Source organism: Brucella rhizosphaerae (assembly GCF_002252475.1).
GTDB classification, from domain to species: domain Bacteria; phylum Pseudomonadota; class Alphaproteobacteria; order Rhizobiales; family Rhizobiaceae; genus Brucella; species Brucella rhizosphaerae.
On sequence record NZ_NNRK01000016.1, the window covers coordinates 13,677 to 33,586 of the forward strand.

Genomic DNA, 19,910 nt, shown 5'->3' on the forward strand with positions numbered 1-19,910 from the left:
TGATCCATGCTAAAGATCGTTCGTATTTTTGTTCAGTGTTATAACACATGCCCGTCGATCTTTTTGGTGTCAAGTGCTATGTTCGGTGTTATGACGAAAAGGTGCAAACAGGAGAACCTATGAAGAGCAGTGAGATCGTCCATGACGGGGCAAATGCGCCTGAGCTATCCCCAGTATCCCGAGATATGCTGCACGAGCAGATTTATGAGATGCTTAAACGCAATCTTATGATGGGACGATTCACGCCCGGTCAGAAGCTTCCTCTTCGCGGGCTCGCCAAAAGTCTTGGCACCAGTCTGATGCCGGTGCGAGATGCTCTGCAAAGACTGGAGAGTGTTGGGAGCGTGGTTTCGACGGCGAGCAGGACAATGATGGTGCCAATGTTCAGCAGCAAAGAGCTGCATGACATTCGCGTCCTGCGAACAATTCTTGAGGGTGCAGCGCTGGAGCGCGCTGTGAAAAACCACACGCCAGAGCAACTTGACAGGTTAAAAATCTACGTCTCTGATATCTGCCACTCTGCTGACATTAACGACCTGGACCTGTTCCTTGAAGCGAATTACCATTTTCACATGTTAATCGCCGAAATGAGCGATTTGTCATTTATTAGCCAGCTGCTCGAGCCGCTATGGATGCATATTGGCCCATCTGTCCGACAATCGGTACCTAACGATACTCTTTTCAGAAGTTCAGCGCAAAACCACCTTGATGTCTTTGAAGCGATTGTTGCCAAAGATACCGAGGCAGCGATAATAGCCCTCCAGCGCGATATTTCCGAAGGCTATAATTTTTAGAGGCTAGCCACAAACATTGACGTAGGTTGCCATCTTGCAAACCGACAGCTTCTCCCGCTGGGTTATGCGGGGGGTCGAGTGGGTCTTCTCTTTATCGATGAATGCAAACTTCATCCACTTGTCTGCCGAGCAAAGAAGGTCGTCGCTTGATCACGTCCCGGACGCAGGAGTTCATTCTTCCTATGCTGCCAACCGCACAGTGTTGACTTGCAAGTCCCAAAATCGTCGGCAGCTAATAAGATACTTCGACCGCTCTTCGCTAGAAATACGATCGGCTTCCGCTTTGAAGAGGAAGTCAGCCCGGCTCATGGCTGTTACCGACCGTGACCCGTCTCGATGCTCGCGGGCATGATCTCGACAGTCGCTGTCATACCCGCGGCCAATTCGACGCCTGAAGGCACATGATCGATAAGGATGCGCACCGGTATACGCTGGGCAAGACGTACCCATGAAAATGTTGCCGCCACATTGGGCAGGCCGAGATGACCGGGCGTGTCGTTGCTGTTTTCGATGCCGCGGCCGATACTTTCGACATAGCCCGCTATTGGCTGATCAAAGCCCATCAGCTTCGCCTGCGCCGGAGCACCGACACGGACTTGGTGTATTTTCGTCTCTTCAAAATAACCAGTGATCCAAAAGCTATTGGCATCTAGGATGGCGACCTTGGTTGTACCCGCTGCTGCATAGTCACCAGGTCGAAGTCTCAAATTGGTGACATATCCATCAATTGGTGAACGGATAGTCGAACGGGCAAGATTGAGTTTAGCCAACTCGAGTGTGGTTGCTGCCGCCTGATAGGTCGCGCTAGCTATCGCTGCTGCCCCGCCAGATTGCTGGGTGATTTCTTGTGAAATAACATCCTTGAGCTGGCTGTGCCGGTGCGCTGTTGTTTGACGAACGATCATATCCTGACGCTTGGCTTCAGCATCAGCCTCCGCCAATGCGACTGCCAGTTGAAGCCGCTCGGGGTCTATCTCATAGAGAATGTCGCCCCGTTTAACATGCTGATTATCAGCCACAGGTACAGAGCGGATCGTACCAGAGACTTCCGGTACGATCTGTACGACATCCACGCCAACCCGCCCGTCGCGGGTCCATGGGGTTTTCTCATAATGGCTCCACGCCTTGAGCGCAACAAATGCGGAGACACTTACGACGCAAAGAGTGAGGGCATAGCGGCCGAGCAGGGATAATATCGATTTCAAGATGTTAGTCCATTCAGTGGCAGGTACTGCGTGAGCAGGCCGTAGATGATGATGAAGGTGGCAGCCTCGACGAGCGGCGGATAAGCGAACAGACGGGAAATGCCGATGGTGGCGCAAAAGCGCATCACTGCCATGGTGGTGATCAACGCGATAAATGCGAGAACCACCAGACCGGGAATGAAGACGCCTCCAATATTCAAATCAACAATCATGAGCCGGATATCCCTTTCGTTGCGACGGCACTGGTACCCAGAGCGAAGCGGAGGTCGATGAGCAGGTCGACAACCCGTGACTGATTTTTGTGCGAGCTATTCTCAATTATCGTCATTAATGTCTCAATGCGCTGATCAAGGTCGGTGAGATCGGCAGGCATTGCTGGTTTCCTGACATTGAAGTGCGCTGTAATCGCAGAAAGAAGAGCATCTATTGCAAAGCCCGTCTCGCCTTTTGTCTGCGATATCGTCTTACGAAGCTGACCAGCAACATGCCCAATGCGAAGATGGCGTAACGTATCATCGAGGACGACTGCATAGGCTTTACCGGACATTCGAAGCCTTGGCAGCAGTAGTGCCGTGCGATCTATCATCAGACTTGTCCAGCGTGATTCATCAGGCGCATGGCCTCGTGCGCGGCGGCCGACATCCCGTCGGGAGAGGCAGAGTAGCCGGTTGATCGATGTGTCAACTGGCGTAGTCTGGAATAAAGACATACTGACCGCCCCGAAACCAATCGCTGTAAAGAGTGCGATTCCGGTGTTGATGGACGTGGCGAACTCACCAGTGTAGGTGGTGCTCAGTCCCGACAGGATAGGAATAGTGAGGGTGATGCCGAGTGCCATGAATGTTGTTGGCGGTCGCGCCTGTAAAGAACCGGCAAGCAGGAATGCCGGAGCGAGAACCGCAACCAGAACTGTGAAATCTGTGACCTGTGGAAGTATGATGAAGCTGTAGACGAGGCTGATCACGACCCCATAGATTAAGCCGATGATGTATTTGATAACAAATGGTACAGGTGTATCGAAGTTGCCGAACAAGGTGCAGCATACTCCAATAATGGAGACCGCCGTTCCGCCCTCCGGCCAAGCCGACCATATCCAGAAAGCACAACCACTGAGGATACCGACGATTGCACCTAACGCTGCACGGGCTGCCATCCACGGATCACGGTGATAGACATATCCTTTTGCATGTTTCGGCCCATGGAGCGATGCCGCATCACGCGAGTGACCGCTGTTGGTCACGCTCAGCCTAAGCCTGTCGCAGTCATGAAGCAGGCCAATCATTTCGGCCAGATGGCCGGCAAGGTTGGCACCAACTCTGTCAGCGGGCGTCGTTGCATTGGTGTCCAAATGTTTTTGAACTGATCGTGCACGCGCAATCAACCGAGTTGCTGCGGCTTCTCCATCATCCGTCCCATTCGTTGTTATCCAGTTCTGAACAGCATTGACCAATGCGGCCAGTTCATCAGTGCTATCGCGGTTGCCGATATGAAGAAAATGTACCCGCTCTTCGATTTCAGCAGTGAGTGGAAGAAGTCGGGCTAGCCGGTCATGAATAAGTTGCAGTGTGCCGCGCCGTGGTTTTGCAGATGCGGGATCATAGGGGAGATGCGTTGCAAGCCCTTGAAGTGTCAGCAGATCAACAGAAAGCTGGCTGCGGTCGTTGCGATTTTTTTGTGGTGTTCCATTCAGCGCGTCGCTAGCTAACTGTCGTGCGTCGCGTAGCGTTGCTGATAGTTTACCAGTGAATTGACCGGTCATGCGCTTTGGCAGAACGTAGCGATGGATCAGGACTGCGCAGAGAATTCCTATGGAAATTTCCTGGACACGCACGGATGCAGTGTCGAAAACCGAAGCTGGATCAAGCACACTCGGGAAACCGATCAGGCTCGCTGTATAGCCCGCAAGAACGAAGGCATAGGCTCGCGGCGTGCGATCAAGCAACGAGAAAAACAGGCACAGGCCAATCCAGCCAGCAAGGATCACACTGCACAGGATTGGTTCATTCACGAAATTCGGAACAATCGCGACCGTCGCAATCGCGCCGATGAGCGTCCCCGCAAAGCGATACACTCCACGACTGAGTGACGCTCCGGCAGATGTCTGCGAGACAACATAGACAGTAACAATGGCCCAGAATGGTTTCGGAAGCCCTATTCGTAGCGCAATATAGTAAGCAAGCATTGCCGCAATGAAGCTTTTCACTGAGAAAAGTATCGCATCCGCATCGATCTTCATGGCGGGCGGGCGGAGAAAGCTTGGCCCAATATGCAGCATGAGTGCACTGGTCTTTTTCAAAAGGGTACTTGTGGGCAACGTAGTGGTCATGCCGCCAGTTGTGACCGATTTGCTAAAGTAAATAAATTAAGTATTATGACATAAAATCCCTAAAAACGGCCATTCTCATGTCTGAGTTACGTTCTGCCATCTCTGTTTTCGATCCTGACCTCACGCTCCTGCCTGCGGTCGCCCATAAACTCAATTTCGCGGATCATGACGCCGAAGTGCCTTTGCATGTGCATCGCAAGGGTCAGTTGATTTTAGCTTTACACGGCGCCGTCACCTGCACAGCGGACAAGGAAGTCTGGATCGTGCCCCCCAATTGTGGGATATGGATTCCGGGTGGTGTGCCTCATAGCGCCCGCGCAACTGCAAATGCGCGGCTCAACTATCTTTTCGTGGAGCCGGAAGCGGCTCAACTGCCAGAGAACAGTTGCACGCTTTCAATTTCTCCAATGATACGTGAAATGATCGAGCGGCTTGCTCGCGAACGCGCGGATTATCTTGCCGATAGCCATGCTGCCCGGATTGCGCGCGTCGTGCTGGACGAACTCGCAGAAATGCCACGTGAGAGGTTTAATCTACAGATTTCCAGTCATCCAAAGATCAGGGCGATCGCTGATGCTTTAACTGCTGAACCTTCAGACCGTAGTACGTTGGACGATTGGGCTAAGCGTGTGGCGATGAGTGAGCGATCATTGGCGCGCCTTTTGATCAGCGAGACAGGACTGACATTCGGACGCTGGCGACAGCAACTCCATCTCATCGTCGCTCTTCGTGAGTTGGCAAGTGGCGAGGCCGTGCAGAATGTTGCAGCCGCGCTGGGATATGACTCGGTCAACGCCTTTATTACAATGTTCAAGAAAGCACTGGGGAGCACACCCGCTCAATATTTCGCGCAACGCAGTGTACCCGCATAGCCATAAATTCGGGCAAACTAGCTGCAACAGGATCCGGTCGATACCGATCACAAGCGGCACAAATCATAGAGAGACCAACTTGCGAAATTTCTTCACGAGGGGAGCGACTTCCTTGTGTTCCCCATAACGGGCAACTCTCCCTTGTAGGCCTGAAGCAAAGCATGGCTTACGCGGCACAATCAAGTTTGGCAGCAACATTTATCAATATAAGTAGCTCTACTCTCAGAGAGCAAACCTCTGCTCGAATGGTTGGGTACAGGTTATGCATTTTCATCCCATATGTATATTCAGGTCGACTTGAATGTGTCCCATAAATTTTGCTTGCTACCTCATTGATAGCCATCGTGTTCGAAACCTTTCCTGATAGTGTTTAGGACGATCGCCATTGCAATCAGGAGGCCTGCAAACAAAAATGTGTATTGCATGCCGTCTGCTATCTCCGTCGGATTTGCTTCAGATATTTCACGTGTTCCGACGCCAAAGGCAAAGACTGCTCCCATCACTGATGCCCCACCGATCAGTCCCAAGTTACGGGACAGGCTGAGGACACCTGAAATCGTGCCCCGTGCGGAAGCTGGTGCATCCGCAAGGACAGTCGTGTTATTTGCCGCCTGGAATAACTGATATCCAACTGTAAGCACCCCGGTCGAGATGACATATCCGGCGATGCCGATCCAACCGGGAATGAAAGCAAGAAGTAACGAACCGGAGCAAAGAAGAACCAGTCCGATCATTAAAATCTTTGAGCTTCCCCACAGATCGACAAGCCGCCCGGACGGGACCCCACTTACAATCGATATTGCCGGGCCAATCGTCATTACGAGTCCAACTTGCGTAGGTGTCAGGCCAAGTCCGAAGCCAAGGTAGAAGGGGCCGACGACCAGTGTCGTCATCATGACTGCAGCGACCAACAGGTTGATTGCGAGGCTCGAAACAAGCCCATGGTCTAATACTGACAAAAAGCTCGCTGCCTTCGGCTTGACCCCACGTTTTTCGTTTGGCAGCAGGATGACCGTCAGGATAACGGCGGCGACGGCGACAGGTACCTGAATCCAGAAGATACTGTGCCATCCCATGGCCGGAATAAGCAGCCCGCCAAGTGACGGACCAAGCGCCGTGCCAATCGCGGACACCGTGCCCAAAAGGCCCATAGCCTGGCCAATGCGCTCTTTGCCAGCGGTCTGGCGCATAAGCGCCATCGACAATGTCATCAGGAAGGCAGCTCCAACCCCCTGAAAGCCCCGGGCACAAATGAGCCACGTCAGATCGGTTGCGAGAGCGCAAGCGACCGACGCCAGGGCAAATACGATGAGGCCTCCAACGAGCGCGGGCTTCAGCCCGAATCGATCCCCTAGCCGGCCAGCCACCAGAGCTCCGATCATCAACGTCACAAGATAGACGACAACAACCGCTTGAATTTTGGCAAAAGGAGCAGAAAACGCCTCTGCCAATGATGGAAGCGCAATGTTGGCAATGCTCGTTCCAAGCGAAGCAAGCAGCATAGCAAGCGCCAGCGTGACGGTTACGAGTGCGCTTCCAGTGCCTTGTCTTTGAGTTTTCTTAGGTTTCAAAACTTTATCCTCTTGCTGATTTGAGCTTTGGGGCGCATCGTGCCACTTCAAGTCAACTTGAGGTCAAGCATGAAATTTCTGGACATTGGCGAGGTTTCCGCGAGAAGCGGCTTCAAGCCTTCGGCTCTGCGTTTTTATGAAGAGGCTGGCCTTATTTCTTCAGTCTCGCGGCGCGGCCTGAGACGCCAGTTTCCACCGGAGGTTCTTCTGCAGCTCAAGCTCATTACAATGACCAAAACGGCAGGGTTTTCGCTTCAGGAGATTTTGGGTATGTTTGGAAAGAACGGCATGCCGGACCTGCCGCGCCCTGTGTTCAACCAGAAGGCAGATGAAATCGACGCAAAGATCAGCCAGTTAAAGGTGCTTCGTAACACACTCCGTCATATCGCGGAGTGTTCCGCACCATCCCATATGGAGTGCCCGAAGTTCCGACGGCTGCTGAATGGTGAGGAAATAGCGCGCGTAAACGACGAGCAAAATTGATATCAACCGGAGACCACACCAACACCCTGTTGTCGAAAACAGAAAGACTGTGTGACACGATTTCAATCATTGCTGAGATGCAGATTGGACGATAGCGGCAAAGCAGCAATTGCGGCCTTCTCACCCGGGGCAGACCAATCATATGTTTTGCATACTGATGGAAGTGTTGGGAACGTACACCAAAAGGCTCCACGTCAATCACGCACCGCTTCAATGAACGATCCCAAAGCTATCGCACACCGGGAGAAGGCAATGGTGCGAATGGATGATATTATTCAGTTGTCGCCCTATGTCCGTAACGAGATTACCATGATGAAGTTGTTGTGTGGCACACAGCCATCACAGTGTGACGTAGCCAGCGATGAGCCGGATCCGCATCCACTCGAGGATGCCACATTACTGAAACCACTATCTGGGGTGTACGGACGGGAAGCTCGAAGCTGACAAGACCAGCCGTGACTGCATCTGGACCTTCGCGCGTGCTGGCGAAACATGAACGCGGCACCAGTGCAACCAGGTCTGATTGACATGCAATACGCAAGGCATCTGGGAAACCCGGAACGACGGCTATGACCGTGCGGCTAAGGCCGAGATTTTGCAGCGCCTCATCAACCGGGCCATTGAAGGCACCTCTTCGTGATGTCACGACATGCTTGCACACGGCATAACGCTCCGGGGTTATAGGACCGTTCAATAAAGAATGTCCCTTCCGGACTGCACCAACGAAATGGTCGCGGAAGAGCAGCTGAGTGCGTATCTCTGGCGCTGACTCTCCGAGCACACCGATCTCAAGGTCTATCAACCCTTCCCGGAGTGGCGCGGCGTCTTTCTCGGGTTTGGGAGCAAAGCGCAGACGGACGTGTGGCGCCGTCTCAATGACGGCAGCCACCAGCTTCGACGAGAACTGCTCTATGAACCCCTCGTTGGCTCGAATAGTGAAAGTCCGCTCGAGTGAGCCGATATCCAGATCATTGATCTGCGAGCTTAGCACAGTTCTCACGCCACGGGTCAGTTCGTGAACCTGATCGCGTAGCTCTGCGGCCCTCGGAGTTGGCACAAGGCCACGGCCGGCGCGCACGAGCAGCGGATCACCTGTTGCTGCTCTTAGCCGCGTTAGGGTTCTGCTCATAGCGGAAGAACTCAAGCCTAAGCTGCGGGCGGCTCCCGTTACGCTTCCTTCAGTCAGGAGCGCGTCCAACGCCAGAAGAAGATTAAAATCCAGATTGCTCATAACCCATCCCAAATCATTCATGCTTTAGAACATAGCGTCTGATGCAACTATACTTTGCATCACATGAGTCTGGTGCATGTTAGGTCGAAGAGCCATTATCTCCAATAGCAAACCATATGAGGTCATATCGGAGCGCCTCGTAGTCTTAAAGCGGAGAGAAATTATGAAAGTTCAGGCAACCACAGTTGGTACTGCGGTACTACCGATGCGGGTTAAGACAGCGCAGGATCGCCCTACAATGCTTATCATCGGAGCATCGCGTGGCCTCGGCCTTGCTATGGCTGCCGAGTTTCTAAACCATGGGTGGAATGTCGTTGGTACTGTTCGTCGTGACAAAACGGGCCTTCATGATCTGGCGGTTAAAAACGTGGGTCGTGTTGAGATCGAATACGTCGATGTAACCAAGCCGGACCAGATTGCGGCATTGCACGATCGGCTGTCCGGCCGCAGTTTCGACCTTCTGTTTCACAATGCAGGGACTGCCAACAGGAACCAGAACGAGCCGACGGCGGAAGTGTCCACAGAAGAATTCGAACTTGTGATGGTCACGAAAGCGCTGGGTCCGATGCGGGTCATCGAAAGCTTGCAGGAGCTCGTTCTTGAAGACGGCATGATCGGTGTCATGTCCTCAGGGCAAGGTAGCGTCGGCACCAATACTTCAGGTGGCCATGAAGTTTACCGGGGAAGTAAGGCGGCACTGAACCAATACATGCGATGCTATGCCGCCCGCCACACCGGAGAGGCGCGCGCACTAATCCTCATGGCTCCAGGCTGGGTCCGCACAGATTTGGGAGGGCCAGATGCTCCGCTCAGCATTGAGGAAAGCATTCCGAAGGTCGTCAACGTGCTACTCTCGCAACGAGGTAACCGTGGCCTGCAATATCTCGACCGTCAAGGAAACACCGTTCCTTGGTGAGTATTCAACCGGAGTGAACCGGTCCTGCGACATAGCCGCCAACGTAGTGATTGAGGTAAATTATGAAACTGATCGGTGTTGAAGAACATTTCCTGATGCCAGAGGTTGGCGACGCGTGGCATGCCATTGGCCTGGATGCGGTGGATCCAAGCGTGGCAATCCATTCTGGTGTAATTGAGCGCCGTCTGCTCGATCTTGCCGAGGAGCGGATCACCTTGATGGACGAAACGGGGCTTGACGTTCAGGTCTTATCGCTGACCACGCCTTCTCTTCATGACTGCGGGCCGGAGAGCATCGACATGGCACGGCGTGCCAATGATGCTCTGGCAGCGGCCATGACACGTTATCCGTCACGCTTCGAGGCATTTGCTACGTTGCCTGTGGCGATGCCGGATGAAGCTGCCCTGGAACTTGACCGCTGCGTATCCACACTTGGCTTCAAAGGAACGATGCTATGTGGACGGGTGGGCAAGCGCAACCTTGACGATCCTATGTTCTCACCCATTTTTCAATGCGCCGAGACTTTGAGCGTGCCCATATTGCTCCACCCCAGAACGCCTGAAATGGCTGTAAGAGAAGCTTACTATTCGGGCTTTAGACCTGAGGTCGATGCAGCCCTTTCCACCTATGGTCTCGGTTGGCACTATGATGCGGGAATCCAGTTCCTCCGCCTGGTTCTCTCAGGTATTTTTGACCGACTACCCGGTCTCCAGATGATCCTCGGTCATTGGGGAGAGCTGGTATTGTTCTATGCCGAGCGCTTTGCTGCAATGGACCGTGTTTCCGGGTTGAACCATCCGATTGCGACATACCTGCGCCAGAATCTCTACGTCACTGCGAGCGGCATGTTCCTGCCCCATTATCTCGAACGCGCTGCAGCCGTAGTTGGCACGGATCGTCTGCTCTTCTCTACCGATTATCCTTACCAGTATCGTCCTGGGCAAGATGCGAGACGGTTCTTGGAGAATTGCGGTCTTACCGAGTCCGGGAAGAACGGCTTTGCCCATGAGAACTGGCTGCGCCTGACCGGGGGCGTGTCGTAGCCGCCGCAAGTTGCTCGCAATTTTGGGTCTGAACTTTCTGATCTCCCGGCACACAGTCGAGTGGCCTTTCCTTGTCTTCACACGGACCTCGGTTGAGACGAGGAAAGGCTACTCGCACCACGACAGTTAGCCAGTGCACGCATCTCACCGTCAGGAGTTCCAGGATAGTCAGTTCAGAACGGGATCAGAACCCTCGGGAATATAGATCATACGGCCATCATCGAGCCGATAGGTTATGCCGGCACGCACGCCCTCGCCCTCACCGATCTTGCCGCTGGCTTCATAGCGCTTGAGTTCTTTGCCTTCCTTCACAGTAATCCGCATATCGGCTTTGCCCGCATTCTCTATGACTGTGACAGTTTCCGCTGAAAATGGATTTAGCGGATTACGTGCAATGACAATCATCAGGATACCGATCACCACAAGAAAGAGATCGACCAGATTGACAACCGACAATATCGGATCATCGGTCTCATCGTGTTCCAGAAACCGCATCACACTTTTCCACCCTGTATTTCGACCTGTCGAAGTTCTTGTAACAGCCACCGTCGACGCACTGTCAAAATGAAAAATGTGATACTTGCACTGATCAGCGCCAGTATGACCGCTGAAAATGCGACGACGAGGTTTTCACCGACTGCCGCTCCATCGTTCTTGGTGAGAGCAAGCAATGCCGGGCCCATTGGGATCATGGTGGCGACCAGACCAAGCATTGGAGCTGTGCGCGACACAACACGCAGGACCTCCAACCGTTTCATGATCCAGAGCTCGAGGTCGTCACTGGCAAGCGGTGTGTTGACACCACTCACATAATGCGTCAAGGCAGAGTTATAATTTCCACGAAACCGTTGCCAACTCTCGACCAGAAAGGCTCCCAGCGCCAGAAAAGCATAAGCGAGCGCGCCCAGAATGAGAAGCAGGATCGGCCAGAGGAAAAGCCGCGAAATTTCAAAAAGGCTGACTTCAATGCTGTTCATAATCTTCTACCAAATCATTTTCTTGATACATTGACCCGCACCTGCCTTAGAGCGCCGATGCTGAGTAAAAGAACCATCACGACCAAAGCAGCCCAAAGCCGCCAGTTTTCTTCATCCGCCTCGGAAGAAGGTTTCGTCTCTTGCAGTTCCTGCCCTTTGATCGGTTGCGATGCAGCGGCTGCAGCAATCTGTTGCGAACCATCAGAATCCTGAGCCTCGGCCGAGTTCTGTTGAGCGTCGGCGGTAGACATCGACAAGCCGAAGCCCGCTGACATCTGTTCTATGAAGGCCTTAGTTACAGGCTCCCCAACGGAAACGCCGTGATCTGCCGCCAGGTCCTGCCAGCGTTCCACCAGTTGACGTCGTGTTTGTTCAGGCGCATTCCAATAATCTTTGCGGATCGCTTCGATCATCCGTTCCATCAATTGGGCTTGCGCAGTTGGATTGTGCTGATCGAAATATGCGTTGATATCCAGATTGCGCGTGTCGGCGACATAGGTATCAAAAAGCGCCTGCCACTGATCTGCTCTCACCACAGACGGATCCATAACCTGCCAGCCAAAGAAATTATTGACCGTGTTGAGTATCTCCAGGGTGCCAGCATAGCCCTCAGCCTGCATGCCCTTGATCCAGTGCGGATTGAGATAGCGCACACGCATTTCGTCCGAGAGAAAGCGCGACAACATTGTTGTGTTTGGTTGACCTTGGCGCAGATCGGAGATGTAGAGCGAAGGGCTTTTTCCATCAAGATGACGGATTGCCAGTGATAAGCCACCGAGAAATTCAAACGGGTGATCTGTAGACAGGACACCGTGCAGATTGGAGGAGCGCGCCATGATAGCTGCTTGGGTTCCCTTTAACTGCTCGGCGAAAAGATTAGCGGCTTTGGTGCTTTTGCCCCATTCCTTTGCCCCGAAAGCATATTGCGTGCTGTAGAGAAAACGCTCTGCCAGATCGCCATCATGTTCCCATGTCGTCGATTGCATCGTCATATGTGGCATACCGCTGCCGTAGCTTCCGGGCGCATTGCTGAAGATGCGATAACTTGCCACTTGCCTTGCTTCACCGGAAGAGATGCCCTTTTCTTCCAGAAGTCTGGCAATTCTCACGGTATTAGCTGCGATGGGATTGTCTTTTTCATCGAGTTTGCCGATCTTTTCCATCGCATCCGCGAGAAGGCGCATGAAGCCGTCGAACTGGTCCCGATAGACGCCGGTAACTTGAACCACGACATCAATGCGGGGCCTGCCAAGCTCTGTCACGGGGATGATTTCGAGCGATCTGACCCGCCGACCCTCATCCCATACTGGGCGCGCACCTATTGCATGGAGCACCTGCGCCTCCGTCACACCAAGGTGCCGGATCGCTTCCGATGACCATAGGCTGAATGCAAGCTTGGTTGGATAAGCACCGTCATGTTCTTCTCTAAACGAGGAGACAAGCTGGTCGAAAGCATCCTTACCTGCATCAAAGGCCGCCTTGGAGGGAATTTTGTCCGGCTCGAAGGCATATAGATTTCTCCCGCTGCCCACTTCAGGATTACGGATTGGATCACCACCAGTACCCGGCGGGATAAAACGGCCTTCAAGCCCGGCAAGCAATGCCTCGATCTCCAAAGGAGCAGCAAGATTGTCTTCAAGGTGATCCGCCCGGACAATGAGATCGCGAAGGGATACTGAAAGATCGCTGCGATCCTTACCCTCGCGCAGATACTGGTGAAGAACTTTGAAGGGGGCCGTCTCTTTCAGCTTCGCATAGTCATCCACGAAGAGTTCATCCGATCCAGCGTCAACCGCTTCGTAGAAGGGTTTGCCCAATTGCTGCATGATGGTGGTGATCCGGTGATCGGGATCCGCCGGCAGACCGAAGCTGTGAAGGCCGAGCGGCATCGCAATGCGGGCCAACTCATGAAGATGGTCGTGCAAAACAGCCAAAAAGCCCGTGAAATCCTGCCCTACTGCCTCTTCGCTCCAGCCAAGATCTGTATGCATGTTCGCTTTGATCGCAGCATCCACGATCTCCGTTTTGCTTTGCTCACGAACCGCCCCCTCATCGAGCTGCTGATATTCGTGGATGAGATGATGCATATCGCGCAATTCATCATAAAGCCCCGCCGGCAGGAAGGGCGGCGTTTGGTGGCTGACAATTACGGCACGGCCACGCCTTTTCGCCTGTATCGCCTCGCCGACATTGTCCTGAATGTAGGGATAGAACACTGGAACATCGCCAACGGCGAGGAACGGGTAATCCCCGGCGTCCAGTCCACGATCCTTGCCGGGCAGCCATTCCTGCGTGCCATGGGTGCCCAGATGAATGATGGCGTCTGCTTCAAATTGCTTTTGCAGATAGAGATAGGCCGCCATGTACAGATGATCGGGAGAACTGTTCATGTCGTGATAATGCGCGCCCACGCTTTCCGCACGCGGCATCTGTGGCATGACGACAAGTTTACCCAGCTTCAGACGCGGAATGATGAAACTGGGAACACCATTGACCTTTCGAACGGCCCAATGTTTGGCAGGCTTGCCCCAATGCGAGAAGGCGTGCTGTTTATCAGCGGGCAATGCCTCCAACCAAGCTTCATAGTCGTGAACAGAAAAGGCAACGGCGTTGTCCTGATCAAGGAGTGTTTCCAGCGGTGTCGTCCGATAAAGCCCGCTAAGCAGGGACTGACCCGCCGCAATCATCTCTGATTCAGAAACCCGCTGAACATCATAACCGGCTCTGGCGAGCCGATCTGTTATCGTTTCAATGCTTTTTGCTGTATTGAGATTGGAAGCAGCAAAATTCTTTTCGCCAGACGGATAATTCCAAAACAACAATGCGATGCGCTTTTGGTCAGCCGGCTTATGTCTCAAATCAGCGAGCCTGCGCAATTTGTCGATCAGCGCATCGACCTGTCCCGGCAAGGGGACGGCTTCTCCATTATCGACGGCTGAAAGCACGATCGGATCTGTCATGCCCCAGCCTTCCGACTGCGCCAGAAAGATAGCGGCAGTGCGTGCGGGAACTCCCGACACTGCCCGCCCCCAATCCTTTGAGCCGCCCTCGCGAAAAACCATTGTCTGGATAACAGGAATATCCAGCTCCATGAATTCCGCGCTCCGCGCCTTCCCGTCCTGCATATGAGTAAGATTGACCAATGCATCGGGCTTGGCAGGACTCAGCACATTTTCCAGGCCTTTAGGGTCGTTTCCGTCAAACCAGAAGACAATAGGGAGAAGATTGGCAGCCTCACTACGTGAAATCAACGTGTCGATGACCTTCGTCTGCATGTTGGAAACCAGCCCTGAATAAGCAACGAATGCCACTTTCCCGGTTGGTTTCTTCCAACGCTCGCTTCCCCAGGCGAGATATTCACTGAGGTTCTCGAATATCTGTGGTGCTTCCGGGTGATAAAAACCCGTCACAGGCATGGGCTCGGCGGGCTGGTAACCGGACAGATCAGCCCCTTGCTTCCAGTCACGAATGAGATTGAAGAAGTTTTTGAAGTTTCTTTCTCCTCCGGCACCATAATAACCTGCAAGAAGTCCCGCCGGGCGTGGATTGATGCCGGTCCAAGCCGGCCTTCCGCCACCAACCGTAATTATAGGACGCGTGGCCACAGTAAGACGATCGCCCAGTCTATCTTCAACTGCCTGGCGGTCTTGAGGGCGGGGCACATCGAGGATGATGATATCTGCCTCTTTAAGCCATGTGGCAGGATCTGAAGTAGTTTCCTCGATATTGACCGACTGAAAAGCAATGCCGTATTCCTGGGCGACGGGCGCCAGCTTGCGGAACTTAGCTGGCAGTACGAACGCATTTGTGATCACACGTACCACGATCTGCGTCCGAATTTCCGATTGGCGTCCATCGTCCTTAATATCAGTTTGCGCATAGGCTGCCCCCGACATGACGAGCAGCAACGCCAGCATGGCACACAGAATGCGCTGCATCAGAATGCCGCCTTCAGGCCAACGAAATAACGTCGCCCTTCATCGGCGAAAGAATATTCGACAGACTCGTCGGCAAGCCGCTTATCGGTAATATTCTCCACGCCTAATTGCAGCGTCGTGTATTTGCTTAGGCCGTAGTTTGCATAGGCTGAAAGTAGTGTGTACCCAGCGGCCCGCCCCGTTCCGGTTGAGACCTTCTGCGCGCCCACATAATTAGCGCGTAGTTGAGTGGTGAGGTTTTCCATGGGACTCCACGACAAAGTCGCATTAGCCATATGGCGCGAACGACCGGTCAGTTCATCCCCTGTCGTTTCATCTATCGCATCGAGATAGGTGTAGTTTCCATCAAGCTTCATGTCCCAAGGCAATTCGACGCCAGCACCCAATTCAATCCCGCGGATACGTGCTTCATCCACATTCTCATAGGTGGAGGTCGAACCACGCGCACTTCCGCAATTACGCACACAAACCGTCTGGATCAGGTTCTTTACATTATTCTGAAAGACCATCGCACGTGCGGTCCAGATGCCTTGCGAATATTCAAGCCCGGCCTCATAGGAAAGATTGGTCTCAGGCTCCAGATCTGGATTACCGACAATCGTAAACCTGCCTCCACCTGCAATCGCTTCGTATTCGGGAGAAAGCTGTTTAAGAGTCGGCGCTTTGAAACCCTTGCCAATACCGCCCTTGAAAGTCAGTGCTTCGGTGAAATGGTATAGCACATAGGCACGAGGGCTGGCTTCCCACCCAAATTCTTCGTGATGATCGAAACGGCTACCCAGAACGACTTCCGAGTCTTCACTGATGGCGATTTCGTCCTGAAAAAAGCCGGCATAGTGCATCTGGCTGGCACGTCCGCTATCATTAACGGTCGGATCTTTCAGCCGCTCCTGGCGCACTTCGCCGCCCAATGTAATCGTATGACTCTCGAGCGGCGAGAAGCTGATCTGGCCGTCGCCAACAGTATCGATAAACTTTTGCGGACCAGATGCGGGAGCATTGTCGCTGCGCTCATTCTCGCGGTTGAGCAGAGCACTGTAGACACGGACACGACTTTTGCCCCAACCCCAATTGCCTTCATGCGAAAGCGATATTCTTTGGCGCCATATATCGTCTTCTGAACGGTAGGCTTTTGGAAAAGGCCCACTTCCCTGCATATTGCTCCATCGGTTTTCATAGCCGCCCAAATAGGCAAGGTCGATGCGCTGACGCTCATCTGGAGTCCAGGTGAGTGCTGCGGTTCCATTGAACGCTTTATAATCGCCGAGCGACGTCACTTGTTTGTTGCCCGGTGATGAAAGCTCGGTGCGACCCTTGAACGCGCCCCAAACATTGAGACCGAGCACACCAGGAATAAGCGGACCGCCGGTATAGCCGCTGACATTATACTGATGCCCGCCCAATCCGTGCTCCGTGAAAAGCCCATTGGTCGAAAACGAGCTTTGCCAATGATCGGTTGCGCGGCGAGTGATAATATTCACGACACCACCCAAAGCTTCCGATCCGTAGAGCGATGACATCGGCCCACGGACAACTTCTACCCGCTCAATGGCTTCAGTTGGCACCCAGCCAAGTTCAAAGTCAGAGTGCGCGACTGCAGAAGCAGAATTGCTAATCCGCATACCGTCCACAAGAATGAGTGTATGATCAGGCTGCATCCCCCGGACCGAAATTCCGCGACGACCGAGTCCAACGCCGGTGATGTTAATGCCTGGCATGCCTTCAATGGCATCGGCTAAATCTGAAGCCCGACGCTCACGAAGCTCCTCGCCTGAAACAACGGAAATACTGGCCGGCGCGTCCTTAAGATTTCGCTCACTGGAGGTCGCAGTAATCACGATGGGGTTCAAAACCGTCGTGCCGTCGGACGCCTGCTGCGCAAACGTCATACTCGCGCCGCCCATCAAGGCAGTAAAAGTAACATTTGAACAAATATACATCTTGTGGCGCGCCAGCATGGAAACCCCTTCGCAACAATCAAGCCGCCGCTTTGATATGTTATAACGTTTATCTCGTAAACCCGCCAAATGAAAAAATCGGTGTGACATAGGAATTGATTTTAAAAGTTCCCTAAAACCATGCCGCCCGGCAGTCACGGCTCACTACTGGAATGCGCGGGAAGAGCTGGTAGCGCCCACAAAAGATGATTGAAGCAATTGCGGTGCCTTAAGATCAAAGCAAAGAACAAATTCAATGCCTCTTGACTGGCGGGCACACAGCGAACCTGCATCTGCAAGAAAGCAGACCCATTAATTTACCGGCAATATCTCAGAGAACATAAAGCCGCGCCCACGCGAAATATGCTTTTGTCTTGAACGGTAACTATCGGGCCGGAACTGATCTGTCATCTCTCAGACTTTTTATGAGGCAGCTGCCGTTCCTCCAGAGACGCCATCGCTGGAGATGCGTACGGTTGTCACTACCGGAAATGGGTCAGCTGGTCACACTAAGAATGAGCTTACCTGGCTCATTCATCATCAGATATGCCGTCCTGCTTCAGTTCGACAAACTTGGCAGCCATCGTTGGGTTACCACGCGTGAGCCGCTTGACCGTCAGGTCCTCGGCTTTGTCATTCGCGAGACGCAGGTTGTTGGCGGACTTATGAAGCGCTTCTTTCGTTTTCTCCAAATCCTTGATGGCTTCGTCGATACGTTTCACTGCTTCCTCAAAGCCATCTGAAGCCAGACGCCAATTACGCCCGAATGCAGTTTTAAAATCGTCGAGCTGGGTTTCGAAGTTGGTGATGTCGACGTTCTGCTCTTTCACCAATGCCAGTTCTGTCTTGTACTTGAGCGAGTTCATCGCCGCATTGCGCAGGAGTGTGATGATTGGGATAAAGAACTGCGGTCGAACGACATACATTTTCGGATAGCGGTGGGATACGTCAATTATCCCGGTGTTGTAGAGTTCACTTTCAGGCTCAAGCAACGAGACAAGAACAGCATATTCGCAGCCTTTCGCGTTGCGATCCTTGTCGAGCTCTTTAAGGAAGTCCTCATTTTTTTTCTTGGTAGCCGTCTCATCGTTCTCATTCTTCATCTCAAACATGATCGAAACGATTTCAGAACCTGTATCGTCCATATCGCGGAAGATAAAATCGCCCTTGCTACCGTTGCTTGCGTCATTATCCTTCTCGAAATAAGCTCGCGGGAACGCAGTAGCACGAATACGATCGAACTCGGTTGCGCAGTGCTGTTCCAGCGTCTCGCCGATCATTTTTGTCGATAGTTTCGCCTTCATATCCCTTAGGCGCTCGATAGCGTCGTCGCGATCCTTGAGCTGCGTTTCGTACTTGTCTTTAAGAGCCGTTTCCGCAAGCTGCTTTTCGAGTTCAACTCGAGCAAACCCATTTTTCAGTTCCTCGCGCTCTTTCTCAATTACGCTGACAGCTTCGGTGACAGCGAGCTTCTGTGAAAGCTCACCTGCATCAAGCCTGGCCTTCAAGCCCTGAATCTCAGCATCCTTTGTTGAGGCTGTTTTCTGTAATTCGGAAACAAGCGTTGCCTCGGCCAGTTTTGAAGCAGCCAACTGATCACGTCTGGCGTTCTCAAGCTCGTGTGAAAGAGTATCACGCTCTTTCTCGATGGCCCTCAATGCCTCGGTTACTGCAAGTTTTCGCGCGACTTCACCAGATTCAAGTCGTGCCTTCAGCTCCTGGATTTCGGAGTCCTTGGCTGCAGTCGTTTTCTGCAATTCATTGGCAACCTTCGCCTGCGTAAGCTCAACCGCATTCCGCTTATCCTGCTCGGCCAACTCAAGGCGCTCATGCAGTTGCTTCTCGAAATCACTATCGCGAACCTGCTTCAGTATGTCTGCATACCCAGCTTCGTCGATCTTAAAAGCCTTGTTGCAATGTGGGCAAATGATTTCATGCATGTTTATTTCCGTTAGCCTTGGCTCGGATCTGGTAGAGAACTTCCGATAGCTGCCGTTGATTTGACGCCATGTGAACGACCGTGATCCATCCGGTCAAGGCCATTTCTTGTAGTTTACACGGACTTAAGCTTTTAAGGACCCTGTCGCAAAGTTTTCACTTCTGGCAATTTACATGAGCGGCAGTGCATGTAGTTGCCGCCTCCCAATGAATGTGCTGACGCATCTCATAATGGAGGCTGAGCATACAGTATCGGCTAACATGACCAACTCTACAATCTACTCGGGATGGCATACGCCGTCATCCCGTGAGTTGGAATACGGGAGGCTGTTATTCCTATGCCGTCTTCAGCGCCGCCGAATATGCCTCTAATATTCAAAAACAATGGTTTCGGGCAAAGAAAATTCTTGCATCAGCCCATGTTCAAGATCAGCCCGCATGACAATCGATTTGAATACGACCTCTGGTCTGTGTGATAGAGACAGGAGCAGTATCAGTTTAAGAGTTTACCGCAGATCCTCCCAAACCTATGGCCCCGTTTCCGGGGCCATAGTTCTCTTGTTATGCGTGTTGCTTGCGAGTTATCCACTCACCACCTTGTTCTGAAGCCGATTGTTGCTTTGAGGGCATAGCTGTCGGCGAAGTTGGTGAGGCTGGTATTGATGGAGCCTTCACCATA

15 protein-coding genes are annotated in these 19,910 nt (G+C 52.8%); 5 read left to right on the forward strand and 10 right to left on the reverse strand.

All coding sequences use genetic code 11. The features are described 5' to 3' along the window. The first annotated feature begins 119 nt into the window (after positions 1-119). Positions 120-794, forward strand: a complete 675-nt coding sequence (locus CEV32_RS02160) for a GntR family transcriptional regulator (protein ID WP_167382728.1) — start codon at positions 120-122, stop codon at positions 792-794. Positions 795-1,108: 314 nt separating this feature from the next. Here the strand turns inward: CEV32_RS02160 and CEV32_RS02165 are convergent, their stop codons facing one another. The 3 genes from CEV32_RS02165 to CEV32_RS02175 are packed head-to-tail and all read right to left on the reverse strand — an operon-like array spanning position 1,109 to position 4,325. Then, a complete protein-coding gene (locus CEV32_RS02165; RefSeq protein WP_094573806.1) occupies positions 1,109-1,999 on the reverse strand; it encodes an efflux RND transporter periplasmic adaptor subunit in 891 nt (296 codons plus the stop codon). After that, positions 1,996-2,211: a DUF1656 domain-containing protein gene (locus CEV32_RS02170; protein WP_094573807.1), complete on the reverse strand. Its 216-nt coding sequence runs from the start codon at positions 2,209-2,211 to the stop codon at positions 1,996-1,998. The genes CEV32_RS02165 and CEV32_RS02170 overlap by 4 nt, the downstream gene beginning before the upstream one ends. Further along, entirely contained in the window at positions 2,208-4,325 is a 2,118-nt protein-coding gene (locus CEV32_RS02175) for an FUSC family protein (protein ID WP_094573808.1), read from the reverse strand. The genes CEV32_RS02170 and CEV32_RS02175 overlap by 4 nt, the downstream gene beginning before the upstream one ends. A gap of 77 nt (positions 4,326-4,402) precedes the next feature. On the opposite strand from CEV32_RS02175, the gene CEV32_RS02180 reads away from it, so the two are divergent. Beyond that, on the forward strand, positions 4,403-5,197 hold the full coding sequence (locus CEV32_RS02180; protein WP_094573809.1) for an AraC family transcriptional regulator: 795 nt from the start codon (positions 4,403-4,405) through the stop codon (positions 5,195-5,197). 329 nt (positions 5,198-5,526) lie between these two features. On the opposite strand, the gene CEV32_RS02185 is transcribed toward CEV32_RS02180, so the two are convergent. Then, on the reverse strand, positions 5,527-6,768 hold the full coding sequence (locus tag CEV32_RS02185; RefSeq protein ID WP_235818689.1) for an MFS transporter: 1,242 nt from the start codon (positions 6,766-6,768) through the stop codon (positions 5,527-5,529). Positions 6,769-6,837: 69 nt separating this feature from the next. Between CEV32_RS02185 and CEV32_RS02190 the strand changes: the two genes are divergently transcribed. Next, on the forward strand, positions 6,838-7,251 hold the full coding sequence (locus CEV32_RS02190) for a helix-turn-helix domain-containing protein (protein ID WP_094573811.1): 414 nt from the start codon (positions 6,838-6,840) through the stop codon (positions 7,249-7,251). Positions 7,252-7,555: 304 nt separating this feature from the next. Here the strand turns inward: CEV32_RS02190 and CEV32_RS02195 are convergent, their stop codons facing one another. Then, positions 7,556-8,482, reverse strand: a complete 927-nt coding sequence (locus CEV32_RS02195) for a LysR family transcriptional regulator (RefSeq protein ID WP_094573816.1) — start codon at positions 8,480-8,482, stop codon at positions 7,556-7,558. A 163-nt stretch (positions 8,483-8,645) separates the two neighbouring features. Between CEV32_RS02195 and CEV32_RS02200 the strand changes: the two genes are divergently transcribed. Together CEV32_RS02200 and CEV32_RS02205 are read left to right on the forward strand one after the other, a co-directional pair. Beyond that, positions 8,646-9,398, forward strand: a complete 753-nt coding sequence (locus CEV32_RS02200; protein WP_235818690.1) for an SDR family oxidoreductase — start codon at positions 8,646-8,648, stop codon at positions 9,396-9,398. Positions 9,399-9,460: 62 nt separating this feature from the next. Further along, positions 9,461-10,441, forward strand: coding sequence for an amidohydrolase family protein (locus tag CEV32_RS02205; RefSeq protein WP_094573812.1), 981 nt, complete (start codon positions 9,461-9,463; stop codon positions 10,439-10,441). Between the two features lie 168 nt (positions 10,442-10,609). On the opposite strand, the gene CEV32_RS02210 is transcribed toward CEV32_RS02205, so the two are convergent. From CEV32_RS02210 to CEV32_RS02230, 5 genes are all read right to left on the reverse strand, one after another. Beyond that, the gene (locus CEV32_RS02210) at positions 10,610-10,936 is read right to left on the reverse strand and encodes a DUF2149 domain-containing protein (protein ID WP_094573813.1); all 327 of its coding nucleotides are present in this window, start codon (positions 10,934-10,936) and stop codon (positions 10,610-10,612) included. Then, positions 10,936-11,418: a MotA/TolQ/ExbB proton channel family protein gene (locus tag CEV32_RS02215; protein ID WP_094573814.1), complete on the reverse strand. Its 483-nt coding sequence runs from the start codon at positions 11,416-11,418 to the stop codon at positions 10,936-10,938. The genes CEV32_RS02210 and CEV32_RS02215 overlap by 1 nt, the downstream gene beginning before the upstream one ends. A 14-nt stretch (positions 11,419-11,432) precedes the next feature. After that, positions 11,433-15,356 (reverse strand): cobaltochelatase subunit CobN, encoded by a 3,924-nt coding sequence (gene cobN, locus CEV32_RS02220; protein ID WP_208620786.1) that lies wholly within the window; start codon positions 15,354-15,356, stop codon positions 11,433-11,435. Further along, on the reverse strand, positions 15,356-17,245 hold the full coding sequence (locus CEV32_RS02225) for a TonB-dependent receptor domain-containing protein (RefSeq protein WP_094573819.1): 1,890 nt from the start codon (positions 17,243-17,245) through the stop codon (positions 15,356-15,358). Before CEV32_RS02225 ends, cobN begins: the two co-directional genes overlap by 1 nt. Before the next feature lie 578 nt (positions 17,246-17,823). Beyond that, the gene (locus CEV32_RS02230; RefSeq protein ID WP_094573815.1) at positions 17,824-19,233 is read right to left on the reverse strand and encodes a DUF2130 domain-containing protein; all 1,410 of its coding nucleotides are present in this window, start codon (positions 19,231-19,233) and stop codon (positions 17,824-17,826) included. Between the last annotated feature and the right edge of the window lie 677 nt (positions 19,234-19,910).

Bases quoted from the DNA above. Each gene is read 5' to 3' on its own strand.
- CEV32_RS02160 (WP_167382728.1), top strand. From the start codon at position 120: ATGAAGAGCAGTGAGATCGTCCATGACGGGGCAAATGCGCCTGAGCTA.
- CEV32_RS02170 (WP_094573807.1), bottom strand. From the start codon at position 2,211: ATGATTGTTGATTTGAATATTGGAGGCGTCTTCATTCCCGGTCTGGTG.
- CEV32_RS02175 (WP_094573808.1), bottom strand. From the start codon at position 4,325: ATGACCACTACGTTGCCCACAAGTACCCTTTTGAAAAAGACCAGTGCA.
- CEV32_RS02180 (WP_094573809.1), top strand. From the start codon at position 4,403: ATGTCTGAGTTACGTTCTGCCATCTCTGTTTTCGATCCTGACCTCACG.
- CEV32_RS02190 (WP_094573811.1), top strand. From the start codon at position 6,838: ATGAAATTTCTGGACATTGGCGAGGTTTCCGCGAGAAGCGGCTTCAAG.
- CEV32_RS02195 (WP_094573816.1), bottom strand. From the start codon at position 8,482: ATGAGCAATCTGGATTTTAATCTTCTTCTGGCGTTGGACGCGCTCCTG.
- CEV32_RS02200 (WP_235818690.1), top strand. From the start codon at position 8,646: ATGAAAGTTCAGGCAACCACAGTTGGTACTGCGGTACTACCGATGCGG.
- CEV32_RS02205 (WP_094573812.1), top strand. From the start codon at position 9,461: ATGAAACTGATCGGTGTTGAAGAACATTTCCTGATGCCAGAGGTTGGC.
- CEV32_RS02210 (WP_094573813.1), bottom strand. From the start codon at position 10,936: ATGCGGTTTCTGGAACACGATGAGACCGATGATCCGATATTGTCGGTT.
- CEV32_RS02215 (WP_094573814.1), bottom strand. From the start codon at position 11,418: ATGAACAGCATTGAAGTCAGCCTTTTTGAAATTTCGCGGCTTTTCCTC.
- cobN (WP_208620786.1), bottom strand. From the start codon at position 15,356: ATGCAGCGCATTCTGTGTGCCATGCTGGCGTTGCTGCTCGTCATGTCG.
- CEV32_RS02225 (WP_094573819.1), bottom strand. From the start codon at position 17,245: ATGACGTTTGCGCAGCAGGCGTCCGACGGCACGACGGTTTTGAACCCC.
- CEV32_RS02230 (WP_094573815.1), bottom strand. From the start codon at position 19,233: ATGCATGAAATCATTTGCCCACATTGCAACAAGGCTTTTAAGATCGAC.